Genomic DNA, 26,952 nt, shown 5'->3' on the forward strand with positions numbered 1-26,952 from the left:
AAATGCTGAACATTCAACAGTTTACTTTCAGTCCCTTTCAGGAAAATACATACGTAATTTATGATGATAAAGGTTGGTGCGCGATCGTTGATCCGGGCTGTTATTTTGACTATGAAAAGGCCCAACTGAAAGCCTTTATACAAGATAATCAGTTGACCCCTAAACTTTTGTTAAATACCCACTGCCATTTAGACCATGTATTTGGCAATAAGTTTACTTATGAAACCTGGGGTTTGATTCCACACTTACACGAATTAGAGCTGCCTGTGCTCCAAAGAGCAGGTGAGGCAGGAGTGAAATGGGGAGTCCCTTTTGATGCGTATTCAGGAGAAGTGGCCTTCGTGAAAGAAGGTGAGGAGGTGGTATTGGGAGAAGAGCGTCTACAAGTATTACTCATGCCCGGACATTCGCCCGGTAGCGTGGGCTTCTACAAAGAAGACCAAGAGTTTATTCTATCGGGCGATGTATTGTTTAGAAACAGCATTGGCCGAACCGATTTGCCGGGGGGCGATCATGATACGCTATTGAACAGCATTCGCACCAAATTATGGCCCCTGCCGCCCAAAGTGCAAGTGTACTCCGGTCATGGCCCTATAACCACTATCGGCTACGAAAAGCAATACAATCCTTATGTGAATGAAGGGTTGTTTTAGAGAAATCTGCCAACATAGGGCAGTTTTTTGAGTTCTTGTCGCTCTACTGTTAGAATGAGTAATCCAAATAAACTCATTAAAGCCAGCCCCGAAACCAGATAAACCGGCATGAAGTAACCCGATTTAGCATTCATGAATGCTTTAATGGCTTCATGAACAGCGAACAAGAGGGTGCAAATCACCAAGTACGCTATCAACTTTTTCTTCGCATAAGGCACCGGATAGTACTTCTGCCCCTGCGTATAACTCACTACCATCATGAAGGCGTAACATACGAAAGTGCCCCATGCGGCTCCGTAGTAATGGAACTTCGGAATCAGGAGAATGTTCAACACAATAGTGATAATGGCTCCCGCCACAGTAATGTATGCACCAAACATGTTTTTGTTGGTGAGTTTGTACCACACTGATAGGTTGTAATAAATACCCAAGAATACGCTCGCCATGGCAAGAATTGGAACAATATAAATACCCTGCGCGTATTCGGGGTGAGTGCGCGCAATCAAATACTTCCAAACATCTAAGAATAGCACCACAGTTAGAAACATGAAGCAACAGGCTATTACGAAAAGCTTCATTACTCGGGCATATGTTTTCTGCGCATTTTCATTTTTCGATTGATTAAAGAAGAAGGGCTCCGCGGCCAATCGAAATACCTGAATGAAGATGGTGATCAGTACCGCCAACTTATAACAGGCCCCAAAAACGCCCAGTTCAAATTGTTCTTGTTTTACGGGAAGTGAAAGCACGCGCTGATACACCAGCCTGCTCAGCATTTCATTGATCATACCTCCAAATCCCACAATGATCAGCGGATAAGAGTAGTTCATCACTTCTTTCCATAATCCCCAATTGAATCGGAACTTGAAAGCAGAAAATTCTTTGTAGAGTAAGAGTAATGAAATAGCACTGGCAAATAAATTCGCCAATACAAAATAGCCGATACCCACTTTGGGATCATACAATTGACCTAAGAACGTATAAGGTGTTTTTTCATGCGCCGGTTTTGCTACATAATAGAAAAACAACACAATGGCGATGTTCAGTAAAATACTGAATACGTTTACAAAAGCATATTTCCTGGGCCTTTCTTCCAAACGAAGCTTGGAAATGGGTAGGGTATAAAGGGTATCAAAAAACAAGATCCCAATCATCCACAACATATACTCCGGATGATCACTCATTCCAATAAAGTCGGCTAAAGGCGAACGCAGCCAATAAAGAATCAAGGAAAGAACTGTGGTGGTAATAAGAACTGATACCATCAAGGTATTGTACAATTCACTTCTGTCTTTATTCTGTGCAAATCGGAAATAGCTGGTTTCTAAGCCGTAGGTAAATAAAATATTTAAAAAGGGAATAACGGAATAGATCTGGGTATAGGCATAAGACCCGTTCGGATCAAATAACTGGAAACCGAGTAAACTAATCGCGAAATTTAGAAATCGGGCCATGATACGGGGTAGACCGTACCATACTGTTTGCCCTGCTAATTTTTTTATGCCGCTCAAATCATCTATATTTTGACAAATTTAATGGATGGCCGTAAGAAATCAGCTTTCTTAACATACTGCTGCCTTAAATTTGTTGAACGCATTTAAAGCCTTCTTATGTTAAAGAAACTATACTTTACGGTTTTTGCTTCCCTGGCCTGTTTGATTTCTTTCGGACAAGCCCAATTGGGAAGAATTGAATTGCAAAAAGTGGACCGACAAGCCGTGGTCGTCTTCACCCAATATCCGCAAGAAATTGTGGAGGGCGCTATTAAGCAGAAAATGGATCAGTTGGGAAACAAAGGAAAAGAAAGCCGAGGCTTGATCAATTTGAACAAGAGCAATTTTTATGTTTACAAAGGAGCTCGACTTCCGGAATGGGACCAACCGGTAGATCTTTATTTCAAAACCGAACAAAAGACCCAACGCGATGTAACAGAATCTACTGTTTACTTGGTAATTCAAAAAAATGCCACCGATTTCGCCACCAACGAAACCGACCCATCTTTAATTGAGGCAGCTAAGAAATTTCTCAATAACCTTCTTCCTCAAATTGAAGCCTACAACTTGGAAGTGGAGATCAAAAAACAAGAAGACGCCATCATTAAGATTCAAAACAAGATCAACGATCTCACTGACGATTCCACCAGTTTGGTTCGAAGAATAAAAAATCTCGAGGAAAAACTGCAAGACGCTACCAAGGAAAAATCGAAACAAGTAACTGAATTGGCGAAGCAACGATTGGTGTTGGAAGCCATGCGTAACAAACGCAAGACCTAAAATCCTTCCGTAAAGCGTTTGTTCTTTAAAAGCGTAGAATCTGTTAGCGTGTAAAAGAATTGCGTCAGATAGAACTTATCCAATGCGGTGAGGGGAATTTTATTGGCCACCAAACTATCTGTGGTAGGACCATTTATTACGCCATCACTGTAATGATCCATTACATTTCTTACTGAATAGAATCGACCATCATGACCATAGGGGAAGGTCAGCATCACATTTCGTAAGCTGGGTACTTTGAATTTCAACGAGTCGGTCGATTTGCCGGTAATGCGCATTCTTCCCAAATCATTGATGGTTGGGTTAAGCGCCATTCCAATATTGCGGTAGCTATTATCAGTAAGCAGAGGCTCTACGTGACAAGAGGTGCATTTTTTTGCTTTGAAAATAGAATATCCCATGGCCTCAGCATCGCTGAAAATGGCCGTTCCTTTTCGCACTCTATCATATTTGCTATCGGCTGAAACCATACTCCCAACAAATTGAGCGATGGCTTTCAATATGCGTTGACTGTTAATACTGCGGTCGCCAAATGCTTTTCTGAAAAGTTCAGGATACGTACTGTCTGCTTCTAATTTTTTTACCACTGTTGCGATGTCTTCCGCCATTTCATTGGGAGCAGTGATGGGAGAAAGCGGTTGTACTTCGAGGTTGTTTACGCCTCCATCCCAATGCAATTCTTTTTGCCAGGCCATATTAAAAATGCCCGGAGCATTTCGAGTGGTAAACTGATTATTGAATCCATGGCTAAGATCGTGGTCGAAAGTAGCAAATCCGGCAAATTGCTGATGACAAGAGGCACAAGGGAAGTTTCCGTCTTTAGAAAGCTTTCCATCGTAAAACAATTTCTTTCCTAATTGAAACCCCTCTTCTGTTAATGGGTTGGTGCTAAAATTGTATACAGGCGTTGGAAAGCCATCGGGTACCGTAAAACTAATGGGGGTAGTAGCGGGTGCTGTATCTTTTTTGCTACAAGCATAAATGAGTAAACTCCCTATGAGCAGTAATGCCGAAATTCGTATGGTCCATCTTATGGTCATTATTGAGCACTGCTTACGGTGAACAATTGTTGGTAGTTATCGGCATACAACATAGCCAAGGCACCCGGTGTGGTACACAGTGGATTGCTGGCTATTTTCAAGGCATGAGCACTACTAAACCATTTATTGATATTAGCGCTTATGGTTATCACTGAATTTCCTTTTTCAGTAACATTAAGACCTGCACCGGAAGGAAAACCGAGTGTGGTTGAACGAATTACATTCTCGCCAGCTTTATAGCCACCGATGTGGTATTCGAATGCATTATTACTTGCTGTTGAAACAGGCGAATTGCCCTCTAGCTTCGCCATAATATAGCCGGTATTCCAAGTCCAGAACATGCCGTTTGTAGGATCCAATGCTCCTGTTTGAGCCCCACTGAAATTGCGTGTACTGTCTACCCCTATTTTAAATGAAATAGAGGTATATTCTTTTGCAGTTACACTTAAAGGAATTCGCAAGCTGGCGGTATCAGCGAAATTCACGAAATAATGAACCGTACTTCCAATTGGAAATTCAACGCCATTAGCGGTTTTCAGCACAATGTCGTGTATATAAAACTTGAAGGTTTTTACGGTATATGATTCTCCCAACCCATTCGTATAAGTAGTGCCAAAACTGAACGGATTGGCATCAACCCTCGCTTCAAACTTTAGTTGAAGATTGGTTGTTCCTTGGGTTGATTTGGGTTCTTTTTGGCAAGAACACAAAAAACTTACTACTATCAATACCAATATTGGTAGTTTTTGGAAGAAACGCATATCAAAAGTCAGAACGATCAATTTTTCTTCTTTGTTGTTTGTTTTCAGATTGCTTTTTCTTGGTTGTGAGTCGCTTTTCTTTCGCGGCCTTGCTCACTTTGGTGGCAATTCTTTTCTTGGGTTGTTTTAAAGCGGCTTCAATCAATTGATTGGCTTTCTTGATTACCGCTTCTTTGTTCTCTAATTGACTTCTGTATTCCTGACTTTTAACCTGCAGGATACCATCAGTAGAGATTTTGGTAGCTAGTTTCTCCAATATCCTACTTTTTTGGTCGGCATCCAATAGGGCGCTGTTAACAATATCAAAATACCCCAACACCATGGTTTCCACCTTGTTAACGTTTTGTCCGCCTTTCCCTCCGCTTCTAGCGGTGGTAAAACTGATTTCTTTGGAAACATCTATCTTCATGTTTCAAAGTTACATTTATGCGCGTTGTTATACAAAGGGTGAAAGAAGCCTCCGTAACCATCCACAATGAAATACGATCTGCCATTGGAAAGGGTTTGTTGGTGTTGGTAGGAATTGAAGATGCGGATACTACGGAGGATATTGAGTGGCTCAGCCAAAAAATCACCCAGTTACGCATATTCGACGACGAGGCCGGCGTCATGAATCTCTCCTTAAAAGACATCAATGGCGACCTTATTCTGGTAAGTCAATTTACCTTACATGCCGCCACTAAAAAGGGTAACCGACCTTCTTATATCAAGGCTTCAAAGCCCCCGATAGCCATTCCGTTGTACGAGGCTATGATCAAGCAACTTGAAACCGATCTCGGAAAGCCAATTGGAACAGGCGAATTCGGGGCCGATATGAAAGTTGCTCTCATCAACGACGGTCCCGTAACCATTATCATCGATTCCAAAAACAAAGAATAATGCAGGATATTACGCTCCAAGAAGCCCAGAACAGAGTAGACGAATGGATCAAAACCATTGGGGTTCGCTATTTCAGTGAACTCACCAATATGGCGATATTGACCGAGGAAGTGGGAGAATTGGCCCGAATTATGGCCCGCACTTACGGAGATCAAAGCTTTAAAAACGAAGAAAAAGCCAAACAACTACCCGATGAAATGGCCGATGTACTATGGGTACTCATTTGTTTGGCCAACCAAACCGGTGTGAACCTCACAGAAGCTTTTGAGAAAAACATGGCCAAAAAAACAGCCCGCGACGCGGAAAGGCATAAGAACAATCCGAAGCTGTAAGTAGTTAACAATTAATAATTAAAAGAAAGGCATTAGGTCTTAGGCTTTGGGCTTTTGATGCATTTAAATAATATCTTTTCACCCCAACCGCCTCAAATAGACTGGAATCCCAATCATCCTGACTTTGGCTGTTTCATTATTAATTATTAATTATTAATTTTTAATTATTCCCCCTTCTTATTTTTGCACCACTTATGGCAACAGAAACAAATAAATTTCAGGCGATTATCTCACATTGCAAAGAGTACGGATTTATTTTCCCCTCTAGTGAGATTTATGATGGTTTGGCAGCAGTGTACGACTACGGCCAAATGGGTAGTGAATTGAAGAAAAACATTCGTGATTATTGGTGGAAGAGCATGACCCAAATGCATGAAAACATTGTAGGGATCGATGCAGCCATTTTTATGCACCCAACCACCTGGAAAGCAAGTGGACACGTTGACAACTTCAACGATCCAATGATCGATAACAAAGACAGTAAAAAGCGCTATCGTGTAGACCATTTGATTGAAGGGTATGCCGACCAACTCAAAGCCAATGGTGATGAAGCTGGTGCCGCAACCCTCATATCAAAAATGGAGGCCCTTCAAGCCCAAGATGATTTGGCCGGTTTAAAAGCGTTGATCGAAGAATACAAAATAGCTTGCGCCATCAGTGGAACTGTGAATTGGACCGACGTGCGTCAGTTCAACCTGATGTTTGCAACTGAGTTTGGCTCTACTGCTTCATCTGATGATGCCGATAACAAAGTTTACCTCCGTCCGGAAACCGCTCAAGGTATTTTCGTGAACTTTTTAAATGTTCAGAAAACGGGAAGAATGAAAGTGCCGTTTGGGATCGCTCAAATTGGTAAAGCTTTTAGAAACGAGATCGTGGCTCGCCAGTTCATTTTCCGCATGCGCGAATTTGAACAAATGGAAATGCAATTCTTTGTTCGCCCCGGTACAGAAGGTGAATGGTATGAATACTGGAAAGAAGCACGCATGAAATGGCATTTAAGTTTAGGCATTTCACCCGATCGCTATCGTTTCCACGACCACGTTAAACTGGCTCACTACGCCAAAGCCGCTTGTGATATTGAGTACGATTTCCCGATCGGTTTCAAAGAGGTAGAAGGCATTCACTCAAGAGGAGATTTTGACTTAAGTCAGCACCAGCTTTACAGCAAAAAGAAGATGAACTATTTTGATACCGAGATAAATCAAAACTATGTTCCATATGTAATTGAAACGTCTATTGGTTTAGATAGAACCGTAATGATGGTACTAAGCGAAGCATATGAAGAGCAAGATTTGAGTACTGCGGAGAAGCAAGACAGTCGTGTAGTATTGAAATTTCCTGCGAAACTGGCTCCGATAAAATTAGCCGTGTTGCCGCTCACGAAGAAAGATGGACTTCCGGAAATTGCACGCCAAATCATGGACAATTGCAAGCCGCATTTCCGTTGTTTCTATGAGGAGAAAGATACCATCGGTAAGCGCTATAGAAGAATGGACGCTTTGGGAACTCCTTTCTGTGTTACCATTGATCACCAAACGAAGGAAGACAATACCGTTACCATTCGTTACAGAGATTCGATGCAACAGGAACGCATATCCATCGATTCGATACTCACATTGGTTAATAAAGAAATTTTCTAGGCTCCAAAAGCTGGGGTACTTTTGCAATGTGATATTGAATTACAGTTTGGTATCATCCTAACCCCATATTAAACCTTCTAAATGTAATTATGTACGTTAGTCCTTATCTTGGAGCCGGCCTTTTATTATTTGCTGTAATAGTTGGCTATTTCATTAGAACCCGTAATGAGAACAAACTGAAAAGACGTATCAAGGATGTTGAAACAGACTTGCTGCGCAATCACGATCAAATCCTGCAGTTACAGAGAGAGAAAATTGAATTGCTGCGTCAATTAGACAATCCCGGAATTCCGGTTATTTCAATTGCACAAGGCAAAGATGAACAGAAGACCAAGAAGCAGGGAGCGTTGGTAAAGTAATTGTTTCCTGAAGTAATATTTAACTAAGTGAGGCTGTTTTTACAGCCTCTTTTTTTATCCATAGATTTCAAAATGAACATCTTTCTTGTCGTATCCCAGTGCTGCCAGCTTCGTTCTGGCCTCATCAATCATGTTCTTCCAACCACATAAATAGAAGCTTGCTTCTTTATTTTCAGACTGTGCGATCAATTCTTCATATACCTCATGTACGTATCCTTTTTTTCCCGACCATTCTTCTCTCGATAAAACAGGGTGATAATGAAATGAAGGCCATTCTTGCTGCATTTTTTCAAATTCGGCTCTATACAATAAATCTTCTTGTGTTCTGGTGCCGAAAATGAGGTGCAAATCATGATGTTCAAGTCCCTTTTGTCTTATTTCTTGTAGCATTGCTCGGAACGGTGCTACGCCGGTGCCGGTGCAAATAAAATAAATTGGCTTGATGATGGGTTGATGCAAAAGAAAAACACCCTGTGGTCCTCTGAATTTCAACTCCGAACCAATTTGAATTTCTTCAAAAAGATATTTTGAACCTGCTCCATCGGGAAGTTGAACAATCAATAATTCAAAACTATTGGAGCCATCAGCAGCATTAGCGATGGAATAACTTCTCAGTCTTTTGTTCGGACGCTCGTGTATGGGCAAATCGAAGGTTACAAATTGTCCGGCTTTGTAGTCAAAACTTTCCGGTTCCGGAACACGAATCCAAAAGCGGCGCGTGTGTGCGGTTAAATTTTCAAACTTCTCTACAATTCCGGTTCGCCACGGTAATAACATATCTTCTTATTTTTCGTAAAAATAGTTGAGGCCGTTGAAAACGGCCTCGAAAAAATAAGCATGCCTTAATGGCTAGCAATCGTTGCTGCAATCTAACTAAAAAATCAATAAAAAGTACAATTGTGCTATTAAAATAAAAAAACCTCTCCATGAAATTTGGAGAGGTTTGAGGCATTTGACAATTATGGTTTATTGAACGATTACTTTCTTCAAATAAATTCGATCTCCTTGTTGAATTTTCAATAAGTAGATTCCTTTTGATTTTCCGGGAACCGTGAGCGTTTCATTGTATTTACCTATAAAATCAGGATATGATTTTTCATACAATTCCTGACCCGTAGCATTCAACAAGCTTACTACTGTGGTTCCTTTTTTCTTCATTTCGAAACTAACATTGAACACTCCATTGCTTGGGTTCGGTGTTGCTTTCAATGTAATAGTAGATCCATCAATTTCAGTAACCGCAGTAATTGTTAAACTGATTTCATTTGATGTTAGGCTACATCCAGCTGCATCACTCACCACAACCTTATAAGTGCCACTGGAAGTAGCTGTATAAGTTTGATTGTTGGCGCCAATGATCAACGTACCGTTTTGATACCATTGGTACGAACCGGCTACAGTGCTGCTCAAAGTATTGCCACTTGCACTGATAGTTGGTGCAGTTGCATTGGTAGCAACCACAGCTGTTCTTGAAGTAGCGCAATCACCGAGCGCAATCTTCATATCATAGAAGAAATAGTAGAACTTCTGATATAAAGTTGCATCTGTTGCTGAAGTGGCACTGTTTCCGGTTATTGAGAATACTCCGGGAATTGTAAACGGATAAGGATTGGTGGTAAGATTATTGTTTCTGAACAAAGTAGCACCATTCGCACACTGTACAATTATTATATGATCTCCGGTAGTTTCAACAGGTAGGTTCAATGTAAATACAGCTCCAAGGTCGGCAGGGTCATTTCCGGTTTGTGCACCCGCTTGAGGAGTTGGATCGGTTGCCCAAACATCAATAGTTGTTGATGCCAAAGGCTGATAAGAATAAGAACCGGTTGACTCGTTGAAGCTCACAAGGTTTGCCACAATGAAGGTAATTTGACCGGCATTGCCCGTATACAATCTTGCCGATTGAATCATTACCGGAACGCTGTTACTAAAGCGAATAAAGTTACCAGCAAATGCATTGTATCCTCCATCGGTATACACCATTTTGTTTGCCGGCCCTACCTTAGTAGTTGTGGGTTCATTGGTAGCCAGGTAATAAGTCTTATTTGCCGTTATTGTTGATGTATTCAAAGTACTACCCACGCCTAAAGGAGTAGTGCCATTCGCTGTTTCATACCATGAATACAAATTACCCGATACCGGATTGGTTACTTTTAGAATTGCCTGAGTGGGCGAACAGATCGCACCTGTTCCGGCAGATCCTGAGCCTACAGATGAAATGGTAACAGACGAAGTAGCTATATCGTTCGAAGCATTTTGGTCGCCGCTTAATCCCGTAGTTACTGTAATAGTGTATGTGGCACCGGCAACTGCAGTGAATGGTGTTTGGAAGGTATATCGAACAGAAGACAAATCAGCAATGCTGCTTGGATAGGTTTCTGTAATGGTTGCAATGGTAGTTGCTCCATTTTTTACAACCGCTGTAAGCGGAATGCTCGTTTGTGCAACGCGACCAAAATTTTTGATGGTTGCCACAATGTATTGTGATCCGCTAGCGCAATCACCAGAACTTGGTGATACGATATCAAATACCCCAACATCCTTCGATGAAGTCACAAACTTCACTTTGTAATCTTGTGTTTCTCCATTGGTATAAGTGCCGCAAGCTACTACAGCGGCTGGATTAGATGTTTCCTGTACAATGATGCGCATGATGCTCGCATTATTGGTAGTGATGCCTGAAGGAATGGTGGCATTACCGGAGAATACCCCGTTACCATTGATAACAGCACTTGTTGCAATCAATTCATTCGCATCTGCGAAATCGCCATCACTGTTCAAATCAATGAAAATTTTAACCACTTTATTGGTGGTAGTGGCATCACAGCTCGAAACTTTCACATAATAGGGCAGTGTAGAATTGGCTTCAATTTCTGCTGTTTGTGATGTATAATCGGTATATCCGGTACAACCTGCAGGATTGCCTTTGCGAAGGGTAGCACCAATTGACACACTGTCTATACGACTACCGGTTGTACTTGTTGGCGCAGAAGCACAATAGGCTGTTCCTCCCACTCCCGATACAATTAATGAAAATGCTTGTGTTCCTCTTTCTAAAGTACCCTTATGTTTCACTTCAATAGTATAAGTGGCTCCGGGAACTGCATCTGAAACTTCAACTTTTTCAACGTTGTCGCGAATATTATCACCGGCTACCGCTGCAGATGCAGGAGCTGCCGGATTCAATGTCCATGGTTGATAAGTAGTAGCTCCTTTTTTGATGCGAATATCCAAGTCGTTGATTAGCTTAATTGCCGGGTTGTCTAACAAACTAACCGTTTCAACCGCCCCTTTTGGATCCGTCCAACTAATAGTAGCTGCAAATGGACCATCACCGGAAACCACAACCGGTAGCGTGAACGTGCCTCCGTTGTTCAATACCTCTTCTCTTATTAATTGTTTTGTATTGTTTGATTTAATGATGTTAGCTGCAGCAGGGATGTTTACCAAGCCCCATCCATTCACATAATCAGGTCCGGGGTCCGATCCGGCTTCACTTGCTGTATGAATTACCAACCCTTTCAAAGTGGCCGCTCTCATAAAAGATCCGCCTTTCAAACGAGCATAGTATTCTTGCAATAGATAAATTGAACCGGAAACTGAAGGGGTTGACATAGATGTACCGCTTAAAATTGCATAAGCATTGTTAGCAGTACCATAGGTAGACAATAGGTTTACGCCATCTGCAACCACATCGGGCTTAATACGACCATCATCGGTAGGTCCCCAGCTACTGAAATCCGAAATCAATACATCGGATGCCTTGCTGTAACCTGTTTCCAATGCTTCCGTTGCGCCTACAGTTAAAATGTTTTTTGCCACACCGTAAGTGGGGATAATATCATATCCGTCGTTGTCACTGATGCCTGCAGGTCGATTACCCGAAGAAACCATGTTCCCGCTTGCATCATAGCGCCAATAAGGCGAACCAACCGTGGGGCCATTTTCGCTACGGTTATTACCGGCCGATTTTACAATCAAATAGTAAGGAGCGTTGTAGGCAATAGAATCCCATACCTGCGCTTCATTTGAGTAGTATCCAAATTTGTAATCTTCATTGGTGTTGGCTTGACCCCAAAATTCCCAACGGCTCTGTGCATCGTTGTACCTCCAACCGGCGATCGAGCCATAGGAGTGGTTCGATACAAGTAGGCCACCGGATGCGGTGAACATTTCAGACAAATGATTATTAAAATCGTAAGCCATTAACTGCTGAGCACCAAAAGCCATTCCTTTTGCCAAGGGATACAATCCACTGGCAATCATGGTTCCGGCTACGTGTGTAGCATGGTCGCTTACATCGGTAGGAGCATCTACTTGTGAAATTCTTGTTCCAAATTCTTGGTGGGTAGCCAACACTTTTCCGCCATCCCAAATACCGAGTTTCCCTTTAACACTATTATCTGATCCACTTAGGTTGAGTCCGCTTAAACCACCGGGCCATAACTGGTTGGTTCCAATGGTAGCAGCGGCCACCGTGTTATTGGTTGTAGTGGTGTACATGGGGTAACCCTGAAAATCGGTTCCCACAAGGATGGCATACTGTCCTTTGCTATTTTGAATGGTTAAAGGCCAATTCTTTTGAATTGCCAACTTCAACAACTCTTCTTTCGTCTTAGCTTCAAGGGCGGCTTGCTTTTGAGCGGCTTCCCGTAAAATTTTAGTTTGAGTGGTTACCTGAGCAAAAACCGTAAAAGGAAGGCTCACTAACAACAGAACTAGCACTCGAATTCGACTCATAATGGCTTAATTTGGATATTCTAACAAAAAAACGGTAACACCGTCTTATATTATACGTATAAATTTAGAAAAACGATAGCTATGAAGGCGAAAAAAATCACACTATTTGTAATCTTGATTTCAATTTCGGTTGTTTCAAGTTCCTTCCGGTCTTTTTTCTGTAAAAAACAACAAGGAATTCAAGGGATAGTAACGCAAGTGTCTGGAAATCAGATGCCCTCTCCAGATATCAAACGTTCTGCTCCTGCGCCTTTTCCAACCAAAGTTTTTATATACGAGCGCACGCTTTTGTCTCAAACCAAAGAAGCAGGGAAACCTACTTTCTATTCTTCTGTTATTACCAAATTGATCAAAACAATTGCTACAGACAGCGCCGGTCGTTTTAAAGTTACGTTGCCTCCGGGTGAGTATTCCCTTTTTGTAGAAAAGAACGGTTTACTCTATGCCAATTCTTTTAACGAGCATGGTGCCATTAATACGGTTGTAGTGATAAAAAAGAAGTGGTCTGAATTGAATATACGAGTGAACGATGGAGCAGTTTACTAAACCACAACGCTTTCTACCTTTCCTTTCCCGAATTTCTCGTAATTTTGCAGCCTAATTACAGATCGGAAAGTGGTTACGAGTTTGGACGAACTTTTACAGCATTATCAGCAATCACCCCTCCTTTTTAAGCTGGCGGACAGGCTAACTATGTCCGGGCCTCAACAGATCACGCTGAAAAATTTGCAAGGAAGCGCGCCCGCCTTCACCTTATCAGGAATTTTCAATCATCCTTCTTGTGCTCAATTGAACCATGTGGTGGTGTGCGAAGATGCGGAAACGGCGGCTTACATGCACAATTCGTTGGAGAATATCACCAACGCACTCAATATTTTTTACTTCCCTTCCAGTTTTAAAAACCGTAAGAACTTTGAGTTACTCAATCCCTCTCACGTAATGCTTCGAACAGAGGCATTGACCAAATTTGCCACACAAACAGGGAATAGAATTGGGATGTTGGTGACCTATCCGGAAGCATTGTTCGAAAAAGTAGTATTGCCGAGTGCGCTGAGTAAAAACATGATTCACATCAAACAAGCCGATGTGTTGAATGTGGAAGGAGTAATGCAACAATTGGTGGACTATGGATTTGAGCGAACCGATTTTGTATACGAACCCGGCCAATTCGCTTTGCGAGGTGGTATCTTGGATATCTATTCCTACGGGAATGAGAAACCGTATCGTATTGAATTGTTTGGAAACGATGTAGACTCCATTCGAATCGTGGATCCTGAAACGCAGCTCAGTGAACGGAAATTATTGCAAGTAACCATCATCCCGAATGTTGAAACCCAATTCGATTCGGGTGAGAAAGCATCGCTCTTCGATTTCTTGCCGGAACAAACTATTTATTGGTTTGCCAACACTTCCTTGAGTTTCGATCGCTTGTTGCAACAAGAAGAGGACTTACAAATTTTCTTGGAAGTAAAAGACCAACGAGCTACAGAAGCTGCTTCTAGTCGAAAGTCAAAATTTGTAGAAGAAGACGATAAAATTCATAAAGCAGATCTAACCACAAACGATTTTATTTCCACTCAATCCGCAATTGATTTCCTTTCCAAATCGATTGTAGTTACTTACGGTCAAAGTTTCGAAGGCGAATCAAAACCTTTGGAAGTGACGGGTCCTCATGAGTTCATCTCTTTTCAAACAAAAGCACAACCGGCTTTCAATAGACAGTTCGATTTGTTGATCAAGGATCTAAAATCGTGGATCGCAAAAGGATTTACTCTTTGCTTGTTTGCTGAAAACCCGCGCCAATTAGAGCGCTTGTACAGTGTATTTGAAGATCTGAAAGCAGAGATACAGTTTACTCCGATCCCCATTTCAGTTCACGAGGGATTTATTGATGAAGAACGTCAACTGGTTTGCTATACCGATCACCAAATATTCCAACGCTATCACAAATACAAGGTTAAACAAGCCTACAATAAGAACAAAGCGCTTACCCTTCGAACCTTGCGTGAATTGCAGCCGGGCGATTATGTAACCCATATCGATCATGGCGTAGGAGTCTACAGCGGCTTGCAAAAAATTGAAGCGAATGGAAAACTTCAGGAAGCAGTGAGAATTATTTACAAAGACAGCGATATCCTCTATGTAAACATTAACTCGCTTCACAAAATTTCTAAATATACCGGTAAAGAAGGGCAGGTTCCCAGAGTCAATAAGTTAGGTAGCGACGCTTGGGCGAAATTGAAAGAAAAGACGAAAACCAAGGTTAAAGAGATCGCTTTCGATTTGATCAAATTGTACGCACAACGTAAAGCCGAACAAGGTTTTGCATTTACGCCAGACAACTACATGCAAACCGAATTGGAAGCTTCCTTTATATATGAAGACACACCCGATCAGAGCAAGGCTACTGCCGATGTGAAGAAAGATATGGAATCGCCTTCGCCGATGGATCGACTGGTGTGCGGTGATGTTGGCTTTGGTAAAACTGAAATTGCTGTACGCGCTGCTTTTAAAGCCTGCATTGATGGGAAGCAAGCAGCTGTTTTGGTTCCAACCACCATCTTGGCGTTCCAGCACTACAAAACATTCAAAGAACGATTGAAAGACTTCCCGGTAACCGTCGATTTTATCAATCGTTTCAAAACCTCCAAAGAGAAAAAAGAAACCTTCCAAAAACTTGCAGAAGGAAAGATCGACATATTGGTAGGAACTCACGCTATTTTGGGAAAAGAAGTGAAGTTCAAAGATCTTGGGATTTTGGTTATTGATGAAGAACAGAAATTTGGAGTGGCACATAAGGAAAAGATCAAAACCTTACGGACCAATATTGATTGCTTAACGCTTACTGCAACGCCTATCCCAAGAACCTTGCAGTTTAGTTTGATGGGTGCCAGAGATTTGAGTATCATCAATACACCGCCACCCAACCGTCAGCCCATTCAAACCGAAGTACACGTGTTTCAGGAAGATTTTATTCGGGATGCCATTTATTATGAAACCGAAAGAGGAGGCCAAGTTTTCTTCATTCACAATAGGGTGCAAGGATTGCCTGAAATGGCCGGACTCATTCAAGGTCTTTGTCCGGATCTGAGTATTGGATACGCCCACGGTCAAATGGAAGGGCATGAATTGGAAGAACGTATATTCGATTTCATCGATAAGAAATACGATGTACTCATTTGTACCAATATTGTGGAGAGTGGAGTTGATATTCCGAATGTGAATACCATTATCGTAAACAATGCCCATCAGTTCGGATTGAGTGATTTGCACCAGTTGAGAGGTCGAGTGGGTAGAAGCAATAAAAAAGCATTTGCTTATTTGCTAGCCCCACCAATGAGCACCTTGCCAACCGATTCCAGAAAGCGTTTGCAAACCTTAGAGCAACACAGTGAATTGGGCAGCGGATTCCAGATTGCGATGCGCGATTTGGATATTCGAGGGGCAGGAAACATGTTGGGTGGTGAACAAAGTGGTTTCATGGCGGAGATAGGTTTTGAAATGTATCAGAAAATTTTGGACGAAGCCATCAAAGAATTGAAGCGTACAGAATTTAGAAGCTTATTCAAAGAAGAAATTTCCAAGCAAGAAGATTTTGTACAAGACTGTACCATCGATACTGATCTTGAAATTCTCATACCGGATTCTTATGTAGAAAGTATTACTGAGCGACTGAGTTTGTACAGTCGACTCGATAACTGTGATACGGAGGAAGAATTGATCGCCTTTCATGCTGAATTAAAAGACCGTTTCGGTCCTGTTCCCAAACAAGTAGAAGATTTGTTTGATACCGTTCGAAGCAGAAAGATTGCGATCAAATTGGGCTTCGAAAAAATGTTGTTGAAAGACGACACCTTGAAATGTTACTTCATCAATAAACCCGATTCGCCTTATTTCGAATCGGAAGTGTTCAAACAATTACTAAACTTCATTCAAAAAGGCACCAGCCAAGCCAGACTAAAACAAGTGGGTAAATTGTTCCTGTTGGTAGTAGAGGATATTAAGAATATGGAGAGTTTATTGCGGTTTTTGAGGAGAATGGAGAAAGCAATTAATAATTAATAATTAAGAATTAATAGTTAATAACGCGTTGTGCTATTGGATAATCAAGAAAAACTGATGGTATCAAAAGGAAGGATTCCTTACTCTTACATTTACTCCGTTGCATACTTTTTATTTATCTTAAACGATTTCATTTTGTAAGTATCATTCGTCCTTCTCTGCCGAAAACGATGTTCGAAGCCATTTCGAGCATGCTTCGCAAGGCCGCAGGTCTGAAGAAGGATGCGAGAAATCTGGGTCCTTTAACCCCAAGCCCGTCATTCCGAACGAGCGAGGGTGCGAAGCAGCCGCAGCGAGAGAGGAACCTCAAAACGCGTTGTTAGAGAAGCGACTTCTTTGAAAGCGTTTTTGTCACTTAATGCACTGATGTTTTTTAGTTATTTAGTTTTCAAGTTCTTAAGTTGCAACACTATTGAAACATGATACTCAAGTTCATGCTACTGTGTAAAAGCACAGAATGAAACCGGTAACTTGTATATTGCCCCAGCTCAAAAACTTATTGGTGAGCTTTGAGAAAGAATCGCATTAAAAGAAGTCCATTTTAAACAACGCGTTTTGAGGTTCCTCTCTTCTTCGTTTGCTTTGCAAACTCAGTCGTTCGGAATGACGCCGTATTTTTTATTAAACATTCGATATTTTTCGTGGCACCCACGTCGGCCCTTCGGCTAGACCTGCGGTCCGCTCAGGGACCTAGTGGGGTCCGCTCAAAATATCGGCGGGAGGAGTCGCTTCGATAGAAGAGTACACTTTTATCGAAGCGTTATCGCTCATTAAATAGTATGTCATGAAATGTTGGAGACCGTTTATTTCAATAGCACAATGCGTTAATTAATAATTGGGAGCCTCGCAGTGAAAATGAAGTTTATCGCATTTTGGCAAGAAGGCCTCGTCTATTAACTGACCCCGAAAAGAATCAATTAATTAAGAATGGTTGAGCAGTTGTTTTGAACTACTCTATTCTTCAAATTGCTTTCGGTTTCTGATCCATGCAACAAATAAGAACACCATTAATAAAGCGGGGAAGAGCCAAATGATGCCGGCCCATTGAAAAGTACCTTTTACTTCTTTCTGACCAGATTCTAAGTATACCAATCTGCTATCAATCGTTGATGTCAAACCCGGACCCGCATAATTGCTTGCAAATTGGTAGAAGGGTGCTGCTTCTTTGTAATATTTTGTTTTGGTGAGGATGTCGGCGAAGTCAACGATCAACTGACCTACAAGGGTATCCTTTTTTGTGGAGAAAGGAATTCGTTCATGCAATTGATAGGCAATCTGTTTTTTCAGATCTTCGGAGGGCTGAGGAAACTTGTATTCAGTGTCTTGCATCCATTCCAGGAAATCACGGTTCTTCAAGCCGATAATGTTTTCGAAATGGGGTTTGTTTGAAGTTAGTTCTTTAAGAATGTTTACATGGATCCATTCCGAGCCTTCGTGAGACCCCGGGTTCATGCGCACCGCCAATGAGATGTATTTTAAAGCACTGTCGAGTGCTCCATTCACTTCATAAGCAGTTCCTAAGTTCACCACCACATTGTATTCGCCGGGGTGTGCCGCATAAAGCTTTTTTAAAAGCTCCAAAGAAACTTTTCTGTTCCCCACTCGCAACTCGTGCCATGCAAAATCTGAAAGTAATTTATAATCGTTGTCGGCTAGCAATGTTTCTAAACTAGCCGGGTTGGTCAATGCTACAGATGATTTGAATCCGGATTTGTTAAAAATCACTGCTTTAATGGAATCTCTTCTTTCAATGATATTCGAACCCCATTGAGAATGCCAATACGGATAGTCGAATTCCCAGGCACCCTTTAACAAGAGCGAAAGGTCGAGCGTATCATTTCTGAGCGGAAGTTTTACAGGGGAATAGTATTCATTGCCACATGCAAGTGCACTGAGGTGCATGAAAAGAAAGCAGCTTACCGCACACAACAATTTCTTCATTAAAACTTGGTTTGAATAGAGATGCGAATTTCAGCTAAAATCACAAATCTTAGAGTTGTTTTTCCATTTCCACGTGGGGAAGATCGAGCTTTTGAAATTCCGGACCTTGAATTTGGTAGCCCAGTTTTTCAAAGAAAGGTGAAACGGCGCTACGAGCATGCATGGTGATTTTTTTGTATTTGAGGTCGCGGGCGATGTTTTCTGCAAACTGAAGGATGGCTTTTCCGATTCCTTTTCCTTGAAGATTATTGAGAACCGCCAATTGACGCAAGTGTACCACTTGGTCCGATTTGCGAATCAACATGCAACAGCCGAGCATTTTGTCTTCTTCGAAAGCTCCAATGAGCACATTTCCTTTCTCTTCGTCGAGTTCTTCAGAGCTGAACTGAAGGCCCAAAGGTTTTCGCAGGATATCTGTCCTGAGCTGAACCATCAGTTGGTATTCTTTGGAACCGTGATCTATTATCTTAAGTGCCATAGGCTGAGCAAATGTTAGCTTTCTGCAATTTAAGTAAATATACGTTGAAATATGGCTTTTTTTTGACAAATAATAACGCGTGTTAGTTTCGGTTGAAAGCCGCTACTGTATTGGATTTTATTGAACTTGGAGAGGGAAGGGGGGTGGGACTGAATCAATAAATATGGTAGTATTTGGTGGGTATATATCAAAAACCATATTTTTGCAGCCGTAACTAAACTTTACCAAAATGTCAGACATCGCAACAAGAGTTAACAAGATCATTGTAGATAAGTTAGGAGTTGAAGAAGCAGAAGTTACAAATGAGGCTTCTTTTACCAATGATTTAGGTGCCGATTCACTGGACACCGTAGAGCTGATCATGGAGTTTGAAAAAGAATTCAACATTTCAATTCCTGATGAGCAAGCTGAAACCATCACTACCGTTGGTCAGGCAATTGCGTACTTAGAAGAACATGCTAAGTAATCCGTTTACGGAGTTCGGTATGCAATAAAAAAATTGAATCCGCCTTTTGTTAGCCTTTTGCTGCAAAGGCGGATTTGTTACTTATAATCATTTCTCGGATAAATATAAGCTATGCAAACAAAGCGTGTAGTAGTAACCGGTATAGGAGCTTTGACGCCTATTGGGAACAATCTCAACGATTATTGGACGAACTTGAAAGCCGGAGTGTCCGGTGCCAATCCTATTACATTATTCGACGCATCTAAATTCAAAACGAAGTTTGCCTGTGAGTTAAAGAATTTCGATCCTTTGCAATTCATGGATCGTAAAGAAGCCCGCAAAGTGGATCGTTTCACACAGATTGCCCTAGTATGCGCCGATGAAGCTGTTGCTGATGCAAAATTATCCGGAGAAGACATCAACAAAGACCGCGTGGGCGTTGTATTTGCCAGCGGTATTGGTGGGTTGATTACCTTCCAAGAAGAAGTAACCAATTTCGCCAAAGGAGATGGAACACCTCGTTTCAATCCTTTCTTCATTCCTAAAATGATCCTCGACATTGCCGCAGGACATATATCTATGCGCCACGGATTTCGTGGTCCCAACTTCGCTGTAGTAAGTGCTTGCGCTTCTTCTACCAATGCGATGATGGAAGCGTTCAACTTGATTCGTTTGGGTAAGGCCGATGTAATTGTAACCGGCGGTGCGGAAAGTGTGGTGAGTGAAGCCGGCGTAGGTGGTTTTAATGCTATGAAGGCCTTGAGTGAGCGTAACGATGACCCAAGCTCTGCAAGCCGTCCGTACGATAAAGACCGCGATGGATTTGTAATGGGCGAAGGCGGTGGTTGCGTTATCTTGGAAGAATTGGAACATGCCATCAAAAGAGGGGCTCATATTTATTGTGAACTCGCAGGTGCCGGTGCTACTGCCGATGCACACCATATTACTGCCCCACATCCGGAAGGATTGGGTGCTAAAAATGTAATGCTGTCGGCTCTGGATGATGCCGGTATGACTGCAAAAGACATCGACTATATCAATACGCATGGAACTTCAACCCCGCTGGGCGATGTGGCCGAAGTAAAAGCCATCACCGACGTGTTTGGAGAACATGCCTTTAATCTAAATATTAGTTCAACGAAATCAATGACCGGTCACTGCTTAGGGGCTGCCGGCGTTATTGAAGCGATCGCTTGTATTATGAGTGTTGTGCACAATGTGGTTCCACCTACGATCAACCATTTTACGGATGATCCCGAATTGGATCCACGACTCAATTTCACGTTCCACAAGGCTCAAGAACGTACGGTGAATGCAGCGCTGAGTAATACCTTCGGATTCGGAGGTCACAATGCCTGTGTAATCGTGAAAAAGTATTCTGCATAATTTTATCCCTATCCGTTCGTTTGAAGGAGTGGTGGCTTCAAAAGCACCCTTATCTTGCTGTTTGTTCATTTTAAACAAGAGATCGAATATTTGTGGGATTAATCGAGATTTTTAAAGGCAATAAAGACGACGCCGCTTTCAAGAAAAATCTGAAGAATGTGTTGGGTTTCAAACCCAGTAATGTAGCGCTTTACCGTGCTGCCTTAACACATCGCTCCGTGAGAGACACGGCAGATGAAAACAACGAGCGTCTGGAATACCTTGGGGATGCCATCCTCAGTGGTATCGTGGCCGACTATCTCTTCAAAAAATACCCCTACAAAGAAGAAGGCTTTCTTACTGAAATGCGCAGTAAGATGGTAAACCGCAACAAACTCAACGAAATTGCCCTGAAAATGGGCCTCAAAAAAATCACCTTCTTTAATAAGTTCGATAACTCGCTGAAAGTGAGTCAGATATTTGGTAACACCTTGGAAGCAGTGGTGGGTGCCATATATTTAGATAAAGGATTCCGGAAAACGCAGAAATGGGTACTTGAGGCCATTATTCTTCCCCATTTATTTATGGACGACCTCGAAAACCTGGAAATCAACCATAAAAACAAACTCTACGGCTGGGCCAACAAGAACGGGAAGAACCTGGAATTCGAAACAATTCATGAAAAAATGGAAGGTGGCAGGCGTTTGTTCACCATAGGAGCGGTGGTAGACGGGGCCATTATTGCCGAAGGAAAGGCTTATAATAAAAAAGATGCCAGCCAAATTGCCGCTTCTTTGGCCATTGAAAAATTGGGCTTAGGCAAAGAAAATGAGGAACTTAGCGGGTCTTAGTCCGCTTCAGCGCAAAAATCTCTTAAAATTTTTTCATATAAGTGCTTGCAAATTTCAATTTCGCCTACTATTTTAGCACTCTATTCGCCTCTATCCACTGAAATCATCTGATCGACTTATCCCCCTTTAAAATCGTCAAAAGAGCTTAGTTTGTAATTAGCACTACGTCGTTGTGTCGACTAGTCTCAATCCGTCCCATCATCCTTTCTAAAAACTTTCGTCCATTTCCAGAGAACCCACCGGGTTAGTCATTTATTTATTATCACTTATAAACTCTGAACAAAATGAGAAAGTTTTATGTAACCATGCTTTTCGCTGTGCTGGCAACAGGTGTTGCAAATGCACAAGCTGTCAGCGGAAGACGCTTATATTGGAAAATGTCAAGCGCCGTTAACAGCGGATTCTCTATCACCACTCCAGCCGGTTTTACTGCGGCAGCAGATTGGTTTATTAAGAATGCCAACAATACCTACACGGCGATCAGTACTTTGCCTAGCGGTCAGAATGCGATTCTGTCAACAGATTCTTTATTCATTGACGGCAGAAGAATGGATGTTGATGCAAATATCACGCTTCCTACCAATGTACGTATCATTATGTTGGGTGCTCCCGCTTCAGGTTCTCAGACAATGGATCTAAACAACGGGGTTGTCTTAACGATGTCTAATACCAGTGCTATTTTCTCAATTGGAGGAAATGCAGTTTTACGATTACAATCAAGAAATGGGGCTAATAACGCAGCAAATTACACACGTATAGTTATGGGTGGTGTTATCAAAGCGGTTAATGGATCAACAGCGAATATTCAACAAATTGGAAATGGTGGTGCTAATGAAGGAATTGGAACTGTTGCCTATGCCAGTCAAACGGCGACTATTGGCACAACAACAAATCAATTTGGTGGTTTTGCTCAGTTGGGCGCCCTTCCCGTAGTGTTGGTAAATTTCACTGCAGCTAAAGCTGGAAGCACTATTTCCTTGGCTTGGAGTACACAACAAGAATACAATTCTAAGTCATACTCTATCGAAAGAAGCAACGATGGTCAATCATGGTCTTCAATTGGTGAAGTAGCTGCTGCGGGTTATTCTTCAACTCCTAAGTCTTACAAATTCACTGATGCTGCTCCTTTGGCTACTATCAACTACTACCGTGTTCGCATCATTGATGCTGATGGTAAGTTCGGTTTAACTCCTGTACGTGCGATCCGTGCAAACGGTGCTGCTAAAGTAGGAGTATATCCTAACCCTGCTAGCGGTACTGCTAACATCTTAGTTAATGCTCAAAGCGGCGGTAGCTTCAGCGTATCAGTATTCAACAGAAACGGTCAATTGGTTGCTGCTAAACAAGGTTTGCAAAATACCAACGTAGTTACATTGGATGTATTTGCTTACTCAGCCGGTGAATACATCGTTGATGTGAAGTTCCAAGACGGAACACGCCAAACATCTAAGATGATGGTTGTAAAACAATAGTCTCATTTCGTTCTACGAAATACATACACAGTCCCGCCTCCGGCGGGACTTTTTTATTTTTTCAATCTTGATTCAGAATGTTGTGCGACCCCTTCAGGGTCGTTGTTGCCTTACATGATCTATGCTTGCTACTGATATGCGACCCCTCCAGGGTCGGATGCATTGTAAATCGTTTATTGGTGCTACTGATGTACGATCCCTACAGGGTGGTTGGCATTGTACATCATTTATTGGTGCTACTGATGTTCGACCCCTACAGGGTCGGTTGGCATTTTATATCGTTTATTGTTGCTACTGATGTTCGACCCCTACAGGGTCGGTTGGCATTTTATATCGTTTATTGTTGCTACTGATGTACGACCCCTACAGGGTCGATTGGCATTGCATGTCGTTTATTGTTGCTACTGATGTTCGACCCCTACAGGGTCGGTTGGTATTGCATGTCGCTTAATGTTGCTACTGATGTTCGACCCCTACAGGGTCGGTTGGCATTGCATGTCGTTTATTGTTGCTACTGATGTTCGACCCCTACAGGGTCGGTTGGCATTTTATATCGTTTATTGGTGCTACTGATGTTCGACCCCTACAGGGTCGATTGGCATTGCATGTCGTTTATTGTTGCTACTGATGTTCGACCCCTACAGGGTCGGTTGGTATTGCATGTCGTTTAATGTTGCTACTGATGTTCGACCCCTACAGGGTCGGTTGGTATTGCATGTCGCTTAATGTTGCTACTGATGTTCGACCCCTACAGGGTCGGTTGGTATTGCATGTCGCTTAATGTTGCTACTGATGTGCGACCCTTTCAGGGTCGATTGGCATTGCATGTCGTTTATTGTTGCTACTGATGTACGACCCCTACAGGGTCGTTGGCATTGTACGACGTTTATTGTTGCTACTGATATGCGACCCCTACAGGGTCGTTCTTCTCTGATTTTTTCGTCAAACGTCCTACAGAGTAGCCTTCCCATTGTAAAACCACACACTCCCTCCGAAGCCGAATTATTAATTCTTAATTCTTAATTCTTAATTATCATGCAACCTTTTAAACGTGAATAACTTCTCTTGTGTGGTGTTTTCAGGAGCCGTACTTTTGACCCATCATTTCGCCCCTCTGAAAATTGGCCTGCCAAAACACCTTCGTTCACTTATCCTATTAACAGACCTCAGACCTCCCCCTGAACGGAACTATCGTATTGTTTAATTTAAACTCTGATCACATGAGAAAGCTCTACTTAGTAGTAGTGTTGGCAGTTCTATGTGCCGAATTTGCCACGGCACAACCGGTTTCTACTCCTCGTCGACTTTACTGGAAAGCAAATTCCCCCATTAACACCGCGTATGAAATTGCGTCTGCAACGCAGTTTGTAGATCCCAACGACTGGTACATTAAGAACACTAGCGGTACTTTTACAGCCATTAGCACACTCGGCGCGGGATTCAATACAGTTACAGCGGCCGATACTCTTTTCATCGAACACAGAAGATTGAAAGTTGCTGCTACTATGACCCTTGGGTCGAATGTTCGAATCATTATGCTGGGCGAAGCCCCGGATGTGTACGATTATGCGCAAACCTTCGATATTAAAGCCGGGGTTACCTTCACCATGTCGAACCCAACAGCTATTTTTAGTATTGGAGGCGATGCCGTTTTTCGCTTGCAAGAAAGATTGGGAGCCGATATCGCAGCAAATTATACACGCCTTGTGATGGGTGGAGTAACCAAAGCTATCAATACATCGAATGTTGACAATGTTCAACAAAAAGGAAACGGCGGCGTTGACGAAGGAATTGGTTCAGTAGCTTTTGCTACCAATACTTGGGAAATGGGTGCTGTTGGAAATAATTTTGGAGGATTTCAGCGCTTGGGTGCCCTGCCTGCAACTCTCACTGTTTTCACTGCTACCAAGCAACAAAGTAAGGTTGCCGTAACTTGGACCACTCAGCAAGAGTCGAACTTAAAAGCTTACATCGTTGAAAGAAGTAACGATACTAAAACATGGACAGAAGTTTCTGCGATAGCCGTTAACGGAAACAGCACTACACCGAAATCCTATTCCATCGTTGATCCTTTTCCGGCTCCTGGAGTGAACTACTACCGCTTGCGCATGATTGATGTAGATGCAACTTATAGCATTTCCCCAATACGCGCAGTTCGTATGAGCTTAGAAAGCAAAGTGGGAATCTATCCCAATCCTGCTTCCGGAACTGTAACCATTTTGGTAAACAGTTTGGCCAATACCAGCTTCAATGTAAGTGTATTCAATACAGCCGGTCAACTGGTACAGTTAAAACAAGGAATTAGCGGAACCAATGTAGTTCGTTTGAATGTGTCTTCGCTGAAACCCGGAACCTACTGGGTGCAGATTCGTCAAGCGAATGGCGAAAAGCAATTGGAAAAATTGATCGTTCAATAATCTAATAAGATACCCTTAGAAGCCTAAAACAGGTTTCCCAAAAGCGCCTCTCTCTTTCCCTTCTTGGGAGTAGAGAGGCGCTTTTTCTTTTAGATATCTAAATGTCCGTTATTGAAATTATAGTCTTATGATGCTGAATTCCAATTTATTATGAATTATAAATTCTTAATTATTCATTCATTGGCACCAATTGGTATGTGTATTGAAACTTAAGGTTGTACCCAGAATCAAAATATTTATGAAAACAATCTTTACCCTTTTTATCGCCTCATTGTTAAGTGTAACTGCTTCAGCCCGTACGTTGAATACGTGTATCTCATGGTGGGGCGATTGGTCGAACAAGTCTAGTTGGAGTTTGAATCGTGCTCCTCGATCAGGTGATTCAGTTGTAATTCCTGCAGGTTATGGAGTGGTAATGGAATTGAGCAATGCTTCTTACAGTGATCTATACATAAATGTTCAAGGGACTTTGGAAATTAAAAAGGGACTCGCGCTTGGTTCAACTTCGTATATACTTGTAGGACAGAATGGTTTGGTCCGTAGGTTCGGAGCCAAGCCAAATGAAGAAGTCATCACAATCAATGGAGTAAAAAAATACGATGAAATTTCGCCCTACAATATTCGCGGTATCATGTTCGCAAACGCTTCTACAGGGGTATCGCCTGTCGGTTTCAGCTCTAATTTCTTACTTCCGCTGCAATTTCTGAATTTTTCAGTTGCGCATAATGATGAAGGAAATACCATTGTTTGGTCAACGGCAGAAGAAATTGATGGCGAACATTATGAAATCGAGAAAAGCTTGGATGGATTTGAGTGGACTACTATTGCGATCTTGTTCGCAGAAGCAAAAGGTGGAATGGTAAACAATTATAAATTCCTTGACAAGAATGAAACACGTCCGCAGGTTTATTATAGAATTGCACAAGTTGACGCCGGAACTCCGGTAAAATATTCAAACGTTCGCATGATTAAAATGGAAATGCCCAATAAGCACTTAAAAATTTTTAAGTCGAGTGCCTCCACCATTGCCATCGATTGGTTTGAAGATGCCGGTGTAAATTTAGATGTAACGGTAGTAGGTATGAATGGACAGCAAGTAGCTCAAAAGAAAATAAATTCAGCTTCTAACCGCACACAAATTGAGTTGCCTTTAAACAGTGCAGGGGTATTGGTAGTGAAAGTAAGAGAAGCTTCCGGTTGTGTGCACCTTCAAAAAATAGTGTTTTAGTTTTCAGAATAGG

At 42.0% G+C, this 26,952-nt stretch carries 21 protein-coding genes and 1 pseudogene; 14 read left to right on the forward strand and 8 right to left on the reverse strand.

Annotated elements, in window-relative coordinates; genetic code table 11:
- The first annotated feature begins 2 nt into the window (after window positions 1–2).
- Window positions 3–653 (forward strand): MBL fold metallo-hydrolase, encoded by a 651-nt coding sequence (locus tag ACQ2HE_RS14940; protein ID WP_430900022.1) that lies wholly within the window; start codon window positions 3–5, stop codon window positions 651–653.
- Here the strand turns inward: ACQ2HE_RS14940 and ACQ2HE_RS14945 are convergent.
- Window positions 650–2,164, reverse strand: a complete 1,515-nt coding sequence (locus tag ACQ2HE_RS14945; protein ID WP_430900020.1) for a lipopolysaccharide biosynthesis protein — start codon at window positions 2,162–2,164, stop codon at window positions 650–652. The two genes, ACQ2HE_RS14940 and ACQ2HE_RS14945, sit on opposite strands and share 4 nt — an antisense overlap.
- A 99-nt stretch (window positions 2,165–2,263) precedes the next feature.
- On the opposite strand from ACQ2HE_RS14945, the gene ACQ2HE_RS14950 reads away from it, so the two are divergent.
- Entirely contained in the window at window positions 2,264–2,926 is a 663-nt protein-coding gene (locus tag ACQ2HE_RS14950; protein ID WP_430900018.1) for a hypothetical protein, read from the forward strand.
- On the opposite strand, the gene ACQ2HE_RS14955 is transcribed toward ACQ2HE_RS14950, so the two are convergent.
- From ACQ2HE_RS14955 to arfB, 3 genes and pseudogenes are all read right to left on the reverse strand, one after another.
- On the reverse strand, window positions 2,923–3,966 hold the full coding sequence (locus ACQ2HE_RS14955; RefSeq protein WP_430900017.1) for a cytochrome-c peroxidase: 1,044 nt from the start codon (window positions 3,964–3,966) through the stop codon (window positions 2,923–2,925). The genes ACQ2HE_RS14950 and ACQ2HE_RS14955 overlap by 4 nt on opposite strands.
- A complete protein-coding gene (locus ACQ2HE_RS14960) occupies window positions 3,966–4,727 on the reverse strand; it encodes an MbnP family protein (RefSeq protein WP_430900015.1) in 762 nt (253 codons plus the stop codon). The genes ACQ2HE_RS14955 and ACQ2HE_RS14960 overlap by 1 nt, the downstream gene beginning before the upstream one ends.
- A gap of 1 nt (window position 4,728) precedes the next feature.
- Window positions 4,729–5,136, reverse strand: a pseudogene (arfB, locus tag ACQ2HE_RS14965) (alternative ribosome rescue aminoacyl-tRNA hydrolase ArfB); the annotation flags it as partial.
- A gap of 17 nt (window positions 5,137–5,153) precedes the next feature.
- Between arfB and dtd the strand changes: the two are divergent.
- The 4 genes from dtd (at window position 5,154) to ACQ2HE_RS14985 (ending at window position 7,940) form a co-directional block, all read left to right on the forward strand.
- Window positions 5,154–5,606 (forward strand): D-aminoacyl-tRNA deacylase, encoded by a 453-nt coding sequence (gene dtd, locus ACQ2HE_RS14970; RefSeq protein WP_430900013.1) that lies wholly within the window; start codon window positions 5,154–5,156, stop codon window positions 5,604–5,606.
- On the forward strand, window positions 5,606–5,938 hold the full coding sequence (locus ACQ2HE_RS14975) for a nucleotide pyrophosphohydrolase (protein WP_430900010.1): 333 nt from the start codon (window positions 5,606–5,608) through the stop codon (window positions 5,936–5,938). The genes dtd and ACQ2HE_RS14975 overlap by 1 nt, the downstream gene beginning before the upstream one ends.
- 194 nt (window positions 5,939–6,132) lie before the next feature.
- The gene (locus tag ACQ2HE_RS14980; RefSeq protein WP_430900008.1) at window positions 6,133–7,581 is read left to right on the forward strand and encodes a glycine--tRNA ligase; all 1,449 of its coding nucleotides are present in this window, start codon (window positions 6,133–6,135) and stop codon (window positions 7,579–7,581) included.
- Window positions 7,582–7,670: 89 nt separating this feature from the next.
- Entirely contained in the window at window positions 7,671–7,940 is a 270-nt protein-coding gene (locus ACQ2HE_RS14985; RefSeq protein WP_430900006.1) for a hypothetical protein, read from the forward strand.
- A gap of 54 nt (window positions 7,941–7,994) precedes the next feature.
- On the opposite strand, the gene ACQ2HE_RS14990 is transcribed toward ACQ2HE_RS14985, so the two are convergent.
- Together ACQ2HE_RS14990 and ACQ2HE_RS14995 are read right to left on the reverse strand one after the other, a co-directional pair.
- Complete coding sequence (locus tag ACQ2HE_RS14990) at window positions 7,995–8,717, reverse strand: ferredoxin--NADP reductase (RefSeq protein WP_430900004.1); 723 nt, start codon at window positions 8,715–8,717, stop codon at window positions 7,995–7,997.
- A 189-nt stretch (window positions 8,718–8,906) separates the two neighbouring features.
- Window positions 8,907–12,680 carry a S8 family serine peptidase gene (locus ACQ2HE_RS14995; protein ID WP_430900002.1) on the reverse strand — a complete coding sequence of 1,258 codons (3,774 nt, stop codon included), beginning with the start codon at window positions 12,678–12,680 and terminating at the stop codon, window positions 8,907–8,909.
- 81 nt (window positions 12,681–12,761) lie between these two features.
- Between ACQ2HE_RS14995 and ACQ2HE_RS15000 the strand changes: the two genes are divergently transcribed.
- Window positions 12,762–13,226: a carboxypeptidase-like regulatory domain-containing protein gene (locus ACQ2HE_RS15000; RefSeq protein WP_430900000.1), complete on the forward strand. Its 465-nt coding sequence runs from the start codon at window positions 12,762–12,764 to the stop codon at window positions 13,224–13,226.
- Window positions 13,227–13,373: 147 nt separating this feature from the next.
- Window positions 13,374–16,742 (forward strand): transcription-repair coupling factor, encoded by a 3,369-nt coding sequence (gene mfd / locus ACQ2HE_RS15005; RefSeq protein WP_430899998.1) that lies wholly within the window; start codon window positions 13,374–13,376, stop codon window positions 16,740–16,742.
- Between the two features lie 954 nt (window positions 16,743–17,696).
- Here mfd and ACQ2HE_RS15010 read toward each other — a convergent pair.
- Both ACQ2HE_RS15010 and ACQ2HE_RS15015 read right to left on the reverse strand, forming a co-directional pair.
- Complete coding sequence (locus ACQ2HE_RS15010) at window positions 17,697–18,683, reverse strand: hypothetical protein (RefSeq protein WP_430899996.1); 987 nt, start codon at window positions 18,681–18,683, stop codon at window positions 17,697–17,699.
- Window positions 18,684–18,732: 49 nt separating this feature from the next.
- Window positions 18,733–19,161 (reverse strand): GNAT family N-acetyltransferase, encoded by a 429-nt coding sequence (locus tag ACQ2HE_RS15015; RefSeq protein ID WP_430899994.1) that lies wholly within the window; start codon window positions 19,159–19,161, stop codon window positions 18,733–18,735.
- 229 nt (window positions 19,162–19,390) lie between these two features.
- Here ACQ2HE_RS15015 and ACQ2HE_RS15020 point away from each other — a divergent pair, with 229 nt between their 5' ends.
- From ACQ2HE_RS15020 to ACQ2HE_RS15045, 6 genes are all read left to right on the forward strand, one after another.
- Complete coding sequence (locus tag ACQ2HE_RS15020; RefSeq protein ID WP_430899992.1) at window positions 19,391–19,627, forward strand: acyl carrier protein; 237 nt, start codon at window positions 19,391–19,393, stop codon at window positions 19,625–19,627.
- Window positions 19,628–19,738: 111 nt separating this feature from the next.
- Window positions 19,739–20,992 (forward strand): beta-ketoacyl-ACP synthase II, encoded by a 1,254-nt coding sequence (gene fabF / locus ACQ2HE_RS15025; protein WP_430899990.1) that lies wholly within the window; start codon window positions 19,739–19,741, stop codon window positions 20,990–20,992.
- Between the two features lie 92 nt (window positions 20,993–21,084).
- Entirely contained in the window at window positions 21,085–21,822 is a 738-nt protein-coding gene (gene rnc, locus ACQ2HE_RS15030; RefSeq protein ID WP_430899988.1) for a ribonuclease III, read from the forward strand.
- A gap of 284 nt (window positions 21,823–22,106) precedes the next feature.
- Entirely contained in the window at window positions 22,107–23,294 is a 1,188-nt protein-coding gene (locus ACQ2HE_RS15035) for a T9SS type A sorting domain-containing protein (protein ID WP_430899986.1), read from the forward strand.
- Between the two features lie 1,220 nt (window positions 23,295–24,514).
- Window positions 24,515–25,711 (forward strand): T9SS type A sorting domain-containing protein, encoded by a 1,197-nt coding sequence (locus ACQ2HE_RS15040; RefSeq protein WP_430901203.1) that lies wholly within the window; start codon window positions 24,515–24,517, stop codon window positions 25,709–25,711.
- A gap of 238 nt (window positions 25,712–25,949) precedes the next feature.
- Window positions 25,950–26,939: a G8 domain-containing protein gene (locus tag ACQ2HE_RS15045; RefSeq protein WP_430901201.1), complete on the forward strand. Its 990-nt coding sequence runs from the start codon at window positions 25,950–25,952 to the stop codon at window positions 26,937–26,939.
- The last annotated feature ends 13 nt before the right edge of the window (window positions 26,940–26,952 follow it).

It is taken from the genome of Endoryza foliicola (assembly GCF_050589245.1).
Classification (GTDB): Bacteria; Bacteroidota; Bacteroidia; order Chitinophagales; family Chitinophagaceae; genus Endoryza; species Endoryza foliicola.